Annotated in this window: 11 protein-coding genes and 1 pseudogene; 6 read left to right on the forward strand and 6 right to left on the reverse strand. The window is 69.2% G+C overall.

From position 1 onward, the window contains the following. Positions 1-70: 70 nt before the first annotated feature. Positions 71-335 (forward strand): annotated as a pseudogene (locus P1P75_RS08635) (peptidase M20); the annotation flags it as partial. 52 nt (positions 336-387) lie between these two features. On the opposite strand, the gene P1P75_RS08640 reads toward P1P75_RS08635, so the two are convergent. The 3 genes from P1P75_RS08640 to P1P75_RS08650 form a co-directional block, all read right to left on the reverse strand. Beyond that, positions 388-855 (reverse strand): hypothetical protein, encoded by a 468-nt coding sequence (locus tag P1P75_RS08640; RefSeq protein ID WP_319253185.1) that lies wholly within the window; start codon positions 853-855, stop codon positions 388-390. A 337-nt stretch (positions 856-1,192) separates the two neighbouring features. Next, positions 1,193-1,612, reverse strand: coding sequence for an arsenate reductase ArsC (locus P1P75_RS08645; RefSeq protein ID WP_319253187.1), 420 nt, complete (start codon positions 1,610-1,612; stop codon positions 1,193-1,195). Between the two features lie 205 nt (positions 1,613-1,817). After that, entirely contained in the window at positions 1,818-2,192 is a 375-nt protein-coding gene (locus tag P1P75_RS08650; RefSeq protein ID WP_319253188.1) for a metalloregulator ArsR/SmtB family transcription factor, read from the reverse strand. 156 nt (positions 2,193-2,348) lie between these two features. Between P1P75_RS08650 and P1P75_RS08655 the strand changes: the two genes are divergently transcribed. Together P1P75_RS08655 and P1P75_RS08660 are read left to right on the forward strand one after the other, a co-directional pair. Continuing rightward, entirely contained in the window at positions 2,349-3,692 is a 1,344-nt protein-coding gene (locus P1P75_RS08655) for an NAD(P)-binding domain-containing protein (protein ID WP_319253189.1), read from the forward strand. A gap of 28 nt (positions 3,693-3,720) precedes the next feature. Continuing rightward, entirely contained in the window at positions 3,721-4,158 is a 438-nt protein-coding gene (locus tag P1P75_RS08660) for an ArsI/CadI family heavy metal resistance metalloenzyme (RefSeq protein WP_319253190.1), read from the forward strand. 967 nt (positions 4,159-5,125) lie between these two features. Here the strand turns inward: P1P75_RS08660 and P1P75_RS08665 are convergent. Then, positions 5,126-7,807, reverse strand: coding sequence for a helix-turn-helix domain-containing protein (locus P1P75_RS08665; protein WP_319253192.1), 2,682 nt, complete (start codon positions 7,805-7,807; stop codon positions 5,126-5,128). Positions 7,808-7,995: 188 nt separating this feature from the next. Here P1P75_RS08665 and P1P75_RS08670 point away from each other — a divergent pair, with 188 nt between their 5' ends. Further along, a complete protein-coding gene (locus P1P75_RS08670; protein ID WP_319253194.1) occupies positions 7,996-8,292 on the forward strand; it encodes a hypothetical protein in 297 nt (98 codons plus the stop codon). Positions 8,293-8,422: 130 nt separating this feature from the next. Here the strand turns inward: P1P75_RS08670 and P1P75_RS08675 are convergent, their stop codons facing one another. Both P1P75_RS08675 and P1P75_RS08680 read right to left on the reverse strand, forming a co-directional pair. Beyond that, positions 8,423-8,962: a GNAT family N-acetyltransferase gene (locus P1P75_RS08675; RefSeq protein ID WP_319253197.1), complete on the reverse strand. Its 540-nt coding sequence runs from the start codon at positions 8,960-8,962 to the stop codon at positions 8,423-8,425. After that, complete coding sequence (locus P1P75_RS08680) at positions 8,959-10,239, reverse strand: XRE family transcriptional regulator (RefSeq protein WP_319253199.1); 1,281 nt, start codon at positions 10,237-10,239, stop codon at positions 8,959-8,961. Before P1P75_RS08680 ends, P1P75_RS08675 begins: the two co-directional genes overlap by 4 nt. A 240-nt stretch (positions 10,240-10,479) precedes the next feature. Here P1P75_RS08680 and P1P75_RS08685 point away from each other — a divergent pair, with 240 nt between their 5' ends. Both P1P75_RS08685 and P1P75_RS08690 read left to right on the forward strand, forming a co-directional pair. Next, the gene (locus tag P1P75_RS08685) at positions 10,480-10,926 is read left to right on the forward strand and encodes an ATP-binding protein (RefSeq protein WP_319253201.1); all 447 of its coding nucleotides are present in this window, start codon (positions 10,480-10,482) and stop codon (positions 10,924-10,926) included. Positions 10,927-11,294: 368 nt separating this feature from the next. Next, positions 11,295-11,474 (forward strand): FxLD family lanthipeptide, encoded by a 180-nt coding sequence (locus P1P75_RS08690; protein ID WP_319253203.1) that lies wholly within the window; start codon positions 11,295-11,297, stop codon positions 11,472-11,474. Positions 11,475-11,479: the final 5 nt, after the last annotated feature.

Below are 11,479 nucleotides of genomic sequence, written 5' to 3' on the forward strand. Positions count from 1 at the left end.
CGTCGCGGCGAGCGGGGGAGGAGGCCGCCGTGCCGGCGGCGATCGACGAGGCGGCCGTGGGGCGGACCCGAGCGGGCGGCTGCCTGCCGGGCATCCGCTGCGGGACGTCGTGGGGCGGGCGCACGCAGACGCGACCGGCGCGGCGGCGCCGCGGGAACGCGGGGCGACGTACGGCAGCGACCTGCGGCTGTGCGCCGCGGCGGGGATCCCGGCGTTGCAGTTCGGGCCGGGGGACATCGCCGTGGCGCACAGCGCGGCGGAGCGGGTGTCGGTGCGGGAGGTCGTGGAGGTGGCGCGGACTGCTCACGGTGCTGCGGACGGTCGGGACGAAGTAGGCGGGCGGGAGCGCGGACGCGTGCGCGGGCCCGAGCCGACGCCTTCGCCTGGTTACCCGATGGGCCAGTGGGTGATGCCCACGCTCTGGCCGCAGTCGGTGGTGTCGGTCGTGCCCCGGCACACTCTGAGGGTGCCGGTGACGGTGTACGTGTAGCTCTTGGTGGCGGTGAAGTCGACGGAGCCCGCGCCGCAGATCTCGGCGTGCTTGGTGTACGGCATGACGACCCAGTCGTGCACGAAACGGGTCCAGACCGAGTAGCACCCGGTGCCGGTGTTGCTGAGCGTGCCGTCGACGACGAGCTTGCCGTTCGCGAGCCACCGGTCACCGGCCGCCGAGGCGGTGTCGTGGGAGGCGGACCAGGGGACGGTGGCGGCGGCAGCCGTCCCGGCGGCGGTCGTAGTGCCGGCCGCGGTGCTCGCGGAGACGGGGGCGGCGGCGGACAGGGTGAGCGCGGCGGTGGCGGCGGTGGCCAGTGCCGCGGTCGTGGTGATGGCTCGGGTGCGGGTGCGCAGGGACATCGGGAACCCTCTTCTTCCGTCAGCGGTTGGTTGTTCCAGGTGGCGTCCGGTGTGTCTGGTGTGTGCGGTGGTACGACGTGCGTGTCATGTGCCTGGCGTGCGGGGCGTGCGTGGCGGGTCGCCAAACGGGATCATCGTGCCCATGGCGTGCCGGGTCCCACCAGGACGTTTCCGGACATAACTCCGCAGTGCTGACGGGAATGTGACGAGAACGCACCCCCGGTGACCCGCGGGACGGCGGGTCGAACCGCTCAGGTCAGGACCACGCACCCACGCCGTTCCAGCTCGGCCGACAGCTCACGCGAGGGCTCGCAGGGATTCCAGCGCAGATCGAGCTTCAGGCTTCCTGCGTGGCGTCGATCTCGGCGATCAGGGCCTCGATGCGGGTCCTGATCTCGTCGCGGATCGGGCGGACGGCCCCGACGCCCTTGCCCGCCGGGTCTTCGAGGGCCCAGTCGAGGTACTTCTTGCCGGGGAAGACGGGGCAGGCGTCGCCACAGCCCATGGTGATGACGTAGTCGGACGCCTGGACGGCCTCGGTGGTGAGGATCTTCGGCTGGGCGTCGGCGATGTCGACGCCGACCTCCTTCATGGCCTCGACCGCGGACGGGTTGACCTGGTCGCCGGGGAGGGAGCCGGCGGAGCGGACCTCGATGCGGTCGCCCGCGAGGTGGGAGAGGAATCCGGCGGCCATCTGCGACCGGCCGGCGTTGTGGACGCAGACGAACAGCACGGAGGCGAGCGGGCTGGAGGGCATGGTTCTTCCGTAAGTTGTCAGGCGGCCCGGGAGGGCCGGGTGTGGCTGTGGTGATCGGCTACGGCGACTGGACGGGACCGGCCTCGGCCACCCTGATCGGCGTGGGCCGGCCGGCGAGGGACGCGGCGCGGGCGGTGGCGGACCTGGTCGGCTGATCCGGCGGAGGTCCGTCGGCCGATGCGGGGCGGGCGTCGTCGGCCGGAGGTCATGAGCCGGCGATCTTCAGCATCTGCCCCATCGCGGCCACCACGGACGGCTCCACCCGGTAGTACACCCATGTGCCGCGGCGTTCGGAGGTGAGCAGTCCGGCCTCGCGCAGCTTCTTCAGGTGGTGGGAGACGGTCGGCTGCGAGACGCCGACGTCGGAGATGTCGCAGACGCACGCCTCGCCGCCCTCGTGCGAGGCGACCAGCGAGAACAGGCGCAGCCGCACCGGATCGCCGAGGGCCTTGAACATCCCGGCGGTCCGCTCCGCCTCGTCGGCGGTCAGGGGCCGCTCGGTCAGCGGTGGGCAGCAGGGCACCGCGACCCCGGCGGCCGGCTCGCGCTCCAGCAGGGGCAGTGCCTTGGCATTCGACATACATCTATGTTGACACATGTCGAAGTAGTTGGGGCGGGTGGCGTGGGCGCCGATAAATTCGATAGCTGTCTATGTTGACGACTGTCGATGCAAGTGGGAGTCTGGCGGAGCAAGGAGATCGACGGATGTCGAAACAAAAGCCAAAGGGGAATCGTCGTGAGCGCGTCCAACAACGGCCACCTGCCCGTAGTGGTCGTCGGAGCAGGCCCGATCGGCCTCGCCGCAGCCGCCCGCCTCGTCGAGCGAGGTCTGCAACCGCTCGTCCTGGAGGCCGGCCCGTCCGCCGCCACGGCCGTGCGGGGCTGGGCGCACGTACGCCTCTTCTCGACCTGGGCCGAGGTCACCGACCCGGCCGCCGAGAAGCTGCTCGCCCCGACCGGGTGGGTGCGCCCCGACGCCGCCGCCTACCCCACGGGCGGCGACTGGGCCGAGCGCTACCTCCAGCCGCTGGCCGACGTCCTCGGCGACCGGGTCCGCTACGACGCGACGGTCACCGGTGTGGCCCGCGCGGGCCGGGACCGCATCGTCGACGCGGGCCGCGAGGAGCAGCCGTTCACCGTGCACCTGCGCACCGCCGACGGCCATGAGGAGCGCATCACGGCCCGCGCGGTCATCGACGCCTCCGGCACCTGGTCGACCCCCAGCCCGATGGGCGCCAACGGTCTCCCCGCCCTCGGCGAGAAGTCGGCGGCCGACCGCATCTCCTACCGCGTCCCGAACCTCGACGACCCGGCCGTACGCGCCCGGTACGCGGGCAGGCGCACCGCGGTCGTCGGCTCCGGCGCCTCCGCCTTCACCGCACTCGCCCAACTGGCCGACCTGGCGAAGCAGGAGGCCGGCACCCACGCGGTGTGGATCCTGCGCCGCGGTATCGGCGCCGGCACCTACGGCGGTGGTGAGGCCGACGAACTGCCCGCCCGCGGCGCCCTCGGCCTACGCGCCAAGGCGGCCGTCGAGGACGGACACGCCTCCGCGGTGACCAGTTTCCGCACGGAGGCCGTCGAGCGCGACGGCGACCGCCTCGCTCTCGTCGCGGACGACGGCCGCCGCCTCGACCCGGTCGACGAGGTGATCGTCCTGACCGGGCTCCGCCCCGACCTCTCCTTCCTCTCCGAGATCCGCCTCGGCCTCGACGAACGCCTCCAGGCTCCCACCGCCCTCGCCCCGCTGATCGACCCGAACGTGCACTCCTGCGGCACGGTCTACCCGCACGGTGTGAAGGAGCTGTCCCACCCCGAACAGGGCCTCTACCTGGCCGGTATGAAGTCCTACGGCCGCGCCCCCACGTTCCTCGCCATGACCGGTTACGAGCAGGTCCGCTCCATCGCCGCGGCACTCGCGGGCGACCAGGAAGCCGCCGAGCGGGTCGAGTTGACCCTGCCGGAGACCGGAGTCTGCGGCGGCGCGGGCCTGTTCGACGAACCGGGCAACGCCGAAGAGCCGGCCGGCGGCTGCTGCGCCACCCCCACCACGCTCCAGATCGGCACCGGCGGCTGCTGAACTCCCCACCCACCCCAGGAGGTTCGCCATGACATCTCGCGTACAGCTAGCCCTCCGCGTCCCCGACCTCACCGCGTCCGTCGCCTTCTACACGAAACTCTTCGGCACCGAGCCCGCCAAACTCCGTGACGGCTACGCCAACTTCGCCATCGCCGAGCCCCCGCTCAAGCTCGTCCTCATCGAAGGCACGGCAGGCGAGACGACCCGCATGGACCACCTCGGCGTGGAGGTCGACAGCACCGAAGCCGTCCGCACCGCCACCACCCGCCTGACCGAAGCCGGCCTGCCCACGGCCCAGGAGAACGACACCACCTGCTGCTACGCCGTCCAGGACAAGGTCTGGGTCCACGGCCCCGGCCAGGAACCCTGGGAGGTGTACGTCGTCAAGTCCGACGCAGACACCCTGACCAAGCAGCAGTCGAGCCCGTGCTGCACGACCTCGACGACCACGGAAGGCTGCTGCTGACCACGTCCACACCAGCGGGGCCGCGACCGGGGCGGGGGACCGGTCACGGCCCCGCACCCCTGAGGGGACACGTCAGGCGGTGCCAGAACCGGTGCCGGCACCGGAGCCCAGCAGAGCCGGATCACCGACGAGCGGCTCCACGACGCGACGCCGATCTGAAAACCGTTCCGGAAACACCGAAACCCTCAGCTCACGGCCACACCAGGCAATAAGGCTGATGCCCCGCCTCATGCAGCCGATGCGAGAAGTCCTGCCACTCGTGCAGCGAATGGGAGCGGGAGGGGGCTGACCTGGGGTTTCGCAGGGAAAAGTGCGTTGACCTGGGGAAACTGCTCTCCGTAGTTCTCACGGGTCAACACCGTTTCCCAGGCTCATGTGCCCTGGATGTGCCCTGGTGGGTTGGTTGGGATCAGAGCCAGTCGTTACTCAGCTCCTGACCGGCTGGCCCTCCGTTGCGTCTCGCCTCCCGTGGCCGGACAACCGGGTGTCCCAGCATCTGCGGTCCTTCTCCAGAGCCTGCGCGATGCAGCGGCGCCCCTCGTCCTCCGACACCCCCGTGAACGAAAGAAGCCGTGAGTCAGAATGTTTGCCTGCGGTTCCGTCCGGTAAGCCTGTGGGACTCGAACGACACCCAATGGATTAAAGTCCTGGCGGGGCGTGCTGAGTGGTTCCGGGTGCGGCCTCGGGGTCCGGAAGCACCTGGTCAGAACGCACTCGCTGTTAGGGGCGATCCACCGCATGACGGCTCGTGTCGCATCATCCGCTCACGCATCGCTCACGAAGGGACGGCTGCTGAACAGGACCACGCTGGAAGCCCCGGGGTCTGCTGGCCACGGCCGTATCGTCGGGGCTACCCTCACCGCGCCGACGCGGATAGCTCTTGCTTCAGCTGGATCACCTCGTCACATTTGTAGGTTTGTACGCGGGCGGAGCTGACGGAGGTTGTGGAAGCTCACCATGCCGCCCGTTATGGCCCAGGCTGGTCGGGCGGTGTTCCGTCAGGGAGTAGTCCGTAACGACTGATTAGTCGGGCGAGATCGTTCTTGCCTTGCTTGTTGAGCATCCGGATGAGTTCTTCCCGGATGTCGAGGGCTCCGACTTGCCCAGCGGTCACCACTTCGTTGATGGCATCCTCGGCCTGCCCGTGGCTCTCCAGCAACTGTGCGAGGGCAAATCGAGCTAGTTCGTGGCCGTTGTCGGCGGCGATACGCAGTTCCATGAATGCCTGGGAAAGGTCTCCCATCTGGGCATACAAAAAGCCGCGTTGCACCCGCGCGCGGGTATCGCCGGCGTCCGCCGCCTCCTGCAGGCTCTCGATCGCCGCCTGCAGTTCGGCACGGACAGCCTCGTCTTCCCCGCGCGCCTTCAGGAGGCGGATCAGGTCGTCGCGCGCGCCAGCCAGGCGGTGTTCGCGTAGGGCTTCGGCGGTCTGACCATCCTGTTCGAGGATGCGTCCCAGCTCGCGTCGAGCAATGAGGTCGCCCCGGTCGGCTGCATCGCGCAGTTCCATGAATGCCTCGTCCTTGTTCCCCTGCCGGATCAGCAGCCGCGCTACATGGGTGATACCGCAGTTGAGGTCCTCAGGATCTGCGGCACGAAGCTCGGTGAGAGCCTCATCGATCATCCCGTGCCTGGCGAGGAAATGGACCAGGCTGCTGCGAGCGAGCCCAGATCCCCGGTTGATGTCCTTACGCAGTTCGGCAACAGCCGTTGAGAGCCTGCCCTGCTTGGCTAGAAGATCGGCGAATTGTGTGCGGTCGACCGGCAGTCCGGCGTCGCTGGCCTCCTGCCACACGGCGATCGCTTCCTCCACACGGTCATGGCGGCTGAGCATCTCAGCCATCTCGAGACGCGGATGGACGCCCGTTCCCCTTCCCAAAGTGTCGTCGCATGCTTCAGCGCCTGCGATGTATGAGGCCATGGCATCGTCAACGCGTCCCTGCTTAGAGAACCGGCGAGCACGGTAGACGTGGGCGTATGGCTGGGTGGGGATAGCCAGTTGCAGTACCTGGTCGCTCTCGTCATGCCGCTCCTGGTCGGTGAGGAGGTCGGCCAGATCCAAGTACGCGGCCGTGGCGCCCGCCTGGGCGGCTCGCCACAGGAACTGTTCGGCGTACCCGTACAACATCCGGATGCGGGCAATGGTCCCCAGCCGGTGCAGCGTCTCAGGAGCATCGACATGGGCGGTCGCGTCGATGCTGCCCGGTGCAAAGCCTGCGTCGGCCCCGGAGCTGAGCGCGTCCCACAGTGAGGCGGGGATACGCAGGTGCTGCCGTGTCCGCTCACCGTGCTGTGCGAGGTACTCATGGAGGACGAACCCGTCGGCCTCACCAACGCCGGATGCGTTGCGCACCGGGGTGAGAGCCGCGATGCCATGGACTTCCTCGCTGGTGGACGCCAGCGCACGTTCGAACCAGTCCTCCCTTCCAACGCGCTCGGAACCGACCGGAAGGTAGTCGTCGACGGCGGCGCGGAGGAAGGCAGCGGTGTAGGGACCGTGAATCCCTAGTCGCCGCGCGTCCATAGCGACAGACATAATCGCTGTTCCGTGTCGGTCACCACCCCGCTCGTACCGGCTCACCAACTGGCGGCCGCCGGACAGCGTCTGGGTGACCCGCCAGCGCTCGCCTGCTGTCTCATGGGCGATGGCCAGTCTGGGATCGTGCGCGGCATGGTGCCGCAGCAGCTCCTGTGCGGCTGAGTCCTGGGCGAAGGAGTCGGGAACACCGATCTCCTCGACGTGATTCTCCAAGAACTCCCTGGCCAGTCGATGATGGTCAGCACCCTGTTCCGGTCGACGAGTGAGCTCGTCCCAGTGGCGCGGCCACATCGACCCGATGATCAGGCACGGGCCGGGTGCCTCCATGAGCATGCCCAGTGCCCGGGCGGCTGCGGCCCCGGCATCGGCGTCCAGCAGGTACGAGTGGAACTCGTCCAGCCACACCACCGTGTTCGGGCCGATGCGCGCGACAGCAAGGCGCGCGAGATCGGCCGCGCTATCCGGGCGGATCAGCGCCCAGTCGGCGCGGCACCTGAGCACCGCCTCCCACATGGTGCGGGTCTTGCCGCTCGAAGAGTCCCCGATGGCCACCACGCACGTGTTCGCAAACGTGCGGGCGAGGAATGCCCGAAGTCGACGGTCGTGGTCACGCTCCGCATACGGCGGGAGCAGTGGCAGCTCCCCGCTGGGAGGTACTCGAAACACGCCCCTTGCAGAGCTGAAGGGGCGGCCCGCATCGGCCGAAGTGACGGTGATGGCCCGGCGGACACCGAGTCGCAGTGGGTCCCACTGCGACACCGGTATCCGTGCTGGCCAGTCCTGACCAGCACGGGCAGCCTCCCAACGCTGGGAACTCAGATGCTCAAGCTGTCCATGCTGCGTGCGCCACCAGTCGACGTCCACCGAGACGGACAGGCTTCTGCTGCGGGTCCTCGCGTGGTCCTGGCACTTTGTGACCCAGCTCTTGACCATGTAGAAGTCCGGAGGCATGGCGTGACGGCCATTCTCCGTCTTGGAGATCGTCGAGCCACTCACGCCGAGAACGTCGGCCAGGCCACGCACCGTCAGCCCGGCCTCCTTGCGCAGTTGCCGAAGAAGGCCACCGAACCGCTGGAGCGCGTCGACCGGTGATCCTGACGGTGTGGTCACCCGTACATCCTGCCAGGGCCGAGCTGTGCCATGGCCGTGGTGCCGTCGTTCCCAATGGACGATCCCGGTGCCTGGATGAGCGTTCGCGGTGTGTTCGCGGTGCGTTCGCGAACACCACGCTCCTTCCCCTCCAGACGGAATCGTCATTTCCGTTCAGGTACGAGCGGAGAGCGAAGAAAGGGAAGGGCATGAAGGACTTCACAGGGGTTCTAACGGAGGCGCTGACCGGGGTTGCGGTGGTCCAGGGTGTGGCAACGTCTCCCCTCCTGGTGGCCGCGCTGATCGGCAGTCTTGTGCTGGTGTGCGTGGTCGTCCGCCCGGTGGCCAAGGCGATGAGGATCAAGGTTTCCCCGGAGGGCGTCCGCTGCGTCCGGCGGACGGTGGCGCTGGCATTCCTGAGCGGCGTGGCCAAGGCGGCCGGCAGTCTGGCGGTAGTGGCCGTGCTCTGGTGGGCCGCCCAGCACATGAGCTGGATCAGCTCGTGAAACTGGAATGATCGCGGGTAACCGGCCCGGAGCGCGGCTCGTGCGGCGCGTGTGGCCGAGACGCCCGAGGCTCGTTGCCCTGGCTGCTGCGGCGAACGGCTGAAGGCGATCCGGCTCGACACCTAATTAGTCAGCGGCTGGCGCGGATCATCACGGTGAGTACCGGCGAGGCCGGTGACGGCTGGCTCTGCCCGATGTCCTCGTACCCCCACGACTTGTAGAGCGCGTGGACCTTTCCGTCGCCTGCGGCCGGGTTGACCATGAGCGTGACGTACGGCTCGTCGCATGTGGCGAGGAGGGCGTCATGGATGCGGCGGGCGGTGCCGGTCTTCCGCCAGGTCGGCCGGACGCCGATCTCCTTCAGGGCCACGGCCGGACGCTCGGTGTACTTGTCCGCCGGCGTCGGGCTGGTGCGCTGCCAGTACCGGTCGCCGTGCTCGATTGTGTTGCCGTACGCGTAGCCGACCGGGTGCCCGTCCGCGTACGCGAGGACGGCCACGAACCCCGGCTCGGTGCTGTGTCGGTCCAGGCGCTCGCCGAAGGCGGTGACCGCGTAGTTCGGCAGGTGGAGCAGTGGGGCGCGCACGTCGGCGTACACGTCGAGGAGGTCGCCGCGGACGGTGTCGAGGGTGGTGAAGGTGCGCAGGTCGATGGCGGGTGCCGTGGTCATGCGGCCATCCTCCAGGTGGCTGCGTGCTCGGTCCAGGTCTGCGCGCTGGAGCTGCCCGGCGCGGTGGCGCGTAGCGCGGCCCCGAACTCCTGCAGCATGCGCGTGACGCGGGCATGTTGGGTAGCGGCCTCGGCGGGGACCTTCATCGCGGTGGCCGTGGCTGCGTCGGGGGCACCCTGCGCGAGCTGAGCGTGCGCGAGTCGGGTCGTGGTGATGGCCCGGGACCGGATCATGTGGGGTCGGAGGGCGGACAGGCAGCGGTGGGCGTGGTACTCGGCGGTCGAGTAGTCGCCGAGCGCCAAGTGCGCTGACAGGGCCAGGGAGTCCAGTTCGGCCTGGTCGTAGAAGGCGAGCATCCACACCGGCCGGTAGTCGGCGGGGTCGGCGCGCAGCATGGCCTCCTGCGCCTGCTCGAATGCCCGGCGGGTACCCATGCGGTCCTGCGCCGCGCCGTGGATGGCGCCCTGGCGGGCCAGGCCGAGGGAGGCGAACAGGGGGTCTCGGCGTGTGAGATGCAGGTTGCGGGCGACGTCGTTGGCGGCGAACGCGTCGGCGGGACGGCCCATGTGCCGGTACATGGTTCCCGCGTGGCTCCAGATGCGGAACTTGATCGCCTGATCGCCGGACATCTCGGCGAGAGCCTGGGCCTCACGCATGTGTGCCTTGGCGACGTCGTAGCGGCGGCCGTCGATGGCGGCCCACATCGCCGAGGAACGGAACGCCGCTGCGGAGGCGTAGAGGCTGCTGCGTACGCGCTGGCTGGCGCTGCCGGCGTTCTGGAGGTTCAGGGCCTCGTCGGCGAGTGCGGCGGCCCGTTGCTCGATGCCGAGTTGGCCGCCGTGGCGGTGGTCGCTGGCGATGATCTCGGCGAAGCGCTTCTGGAGGCGGTCTACGTCGCTCATGCCGATGCGGCGCGTTGCGGTGCCGGGCGCGGCTGCTGCGGCGGCAGCCGCCGCGATGCCGCCGACGAGGGTACGGCGCTTCATGTCGGGGTCCTCCTGCTGCGGTGGGGCTGGGGTGGACGGAGTCCGGCCCCGTGGCACGAACCCTAGAGCGATGGCGGGCAGACCGCTGACGTCCTCAAGTGCCTTGCGGGTAGCCGATTTGGGCCATGTGACCCGGCCTGCTTTCCAGTCCCGGACCGATGAGCCGTCGAGGCCGCCAGGCCGCCCGGTCAACTGCTCTAAGGCCCTGTTCACAGCGTCAGCAAGGCTGTTGGAGCTGTAGCCGTGTTCGGCCATCCACGCCTCAAGAACGGTGTTGCGCGTGGTGTCCATCCCCGCACGGTAGCTCTCCCGCCCCCTCACCCACCAGGTAAAAGGAAGGTCAAATCGCCCTAGGTCCTTCCGTGGGACGGACAGCTGATCGCCCTAATCACCTTGCCCTGAAAGGGAGTTGTCTTGTTGTCGGTCGCTCGCCACGCCCCACCGTGCGGGCGGCTGTTGACGGCCCGGCCCGCCCTTGAGGTTCCCCCGCAGGGGTGGGCCGGGCGCCGAGACAACCCGAAGGCTCCCCCAATGACGAGTCTCACTACGCGAGTTCACATCGCCTCCGTCGGCCACCCCGCCTATAGCCAGACCTTCCCCTGCGAGCCGTCCACGGCCGAGATCGGCCGCCGGCTCCTCCGGGACGTCCTCGGCATATGGCGCCTCGACAGCCTCGCCGACCAGGCCGCGCTGATCGTCACAGAGCTGATCGCGAACGCCGCCAGGCACACCCCGTGCCACGAGATCCGCCTGTTGGTCGAGCGTCCGAGCGCGACACGGCTACGTGTCGGGGTGTTGGACCGGGAGCCAGCGCGCTTGCCGGCTCTCAGCCAGGCCGATGACGATGACGAGTCGGGCCGCGGGTTGTTCCTCATCGACGCAGTCGCCGACCGCTGGGGATACGACCTGCACGGCTCGGGCAGGCGCCCATGGGGCAAAGAAGTCTGGGCCGAACTCCGTATCAAGGACGGCGCGTGAAGACCCGGCCACGGAGAGGCTGCCGCTCCCGCACGTCGCCCACCTCCGCCCCCGCCAGCAGATGGCCGGTGCAGTGGGACGGGCAACACGCCCCCATCTACGCGTGCGAGCCGTGCCTCGACCGCCTCAAGGCTCAGGCACTCGGCGACTTCATGGAGCGGCAACCGGCGACCGCTTGATCAGACTCCCGGCACACGACTTCCCGGTGCGAGGCAGGCGGCCCGCGAGGAATTCTTCGCGGTCACGTCCCCTCGTGCCGGGTGGGCCAGGAACCGTCCGGGAGCGGGCCGTCCGGCAACGCTCCGCGTGATGGGTCCTGGTGGGCACCATCGTCCAGCAACACACCAACGATTACGAGGAGTTGGAGCATGACCAGTAACCGCGTAGTTCCCAGCCATACCGAAGTACACCCGCAGACCCCAGGATCATCGGACGGCTTCGACCTGGACGTTTCCCTCGTCGAGATCGCCGACCCGGCGGGCCTGGTCAATCTGACCGACGACGGCTGCGGCTCCACCTGCGGAGCCTGCACCACCAACGTCGCCTGACCGAA

It is taken from the genome of Streptomyces sp. ID05-39B (genome assembly GCF_033794725.1).
GTDB classification, from domain to species: domain Bacteria; phylum Actinomycetota; class Actinomycetes; order Streptomycetales; family Streptomycetaceae; genus Streptomyces; species Streptomyces bobili.

What these genes read in the sequence shown, in the direction of transcription:
- P1P75_RS08685 (WP_319253201.1), top strand. Translation starts at nt 10,480, where the DNA reads ATGACGAGTCTCACTACGCGAGTTCACATCGCCTCCGTCGGCCACCCC.
- P1P75_RS08640 (WP_319253185.1), bottom strand. Translation starts at nt 855, where the DNA reads ATGTCCCTGCGCACCCGCACCCGAGCCATCACCACGACCGCGGCACTG.
- P1P75_RS08645 (WP_319253187.1), bottom strand. Translation starts at nt 1,612, where the DNA reads ATGCCCTCCAGCCCGCTCGCCTCCGTGCTGTTCGTCTGCGTCCACAAC.
- P1P75_RS08680 (WP_319253199.1), bottom strand. Translation starts at nt 10,239, where the DNA reads ATGGACACCACGCGCAACACCGTTCTTGAGGCGTGGATGGCCGAACAC.
- P1P75_RS08660 (WP_319253190.1), top strand. Translation starts at nt 3,721, where the DNA reads ATGACATCTCGCGTACAGCTAGCCCTCCGCGTCCCCGACCTCACCGCG.
- P1P75_RS08650 (WP_319253188.1), bottom strand. Translation starts at nt 2,192, where the DNA reads ATGTCGAATGCCAAGGCACTGCCCCTGCTGGAGCGCGAGCCGGCCGCC.
- P1P75_RS08670 (WP_319253194.1), top strand. Translation starts at nt 7,996, where the DNA reads ATGAAGGACTTCACAGGGGTTCTAACGGAGGCGCTGACCGGGGTTGCG.
- P1P75_RS08675 (WP_319253197.1), bottom strand. Translation starts at nt 8,962, where the DNA reads ATGACCACGGCACCCGCCATCGACCTGCGCACCTTCACCACCCTCGAC.
- P1P75_RS08690 (WP_319253203.1), top strand. Translation starts at nt 11,295, where the DNA reads ATGACCAGTAACCGCGTAGTTCCCAGCCATACCGAAGTACACCCGCAG.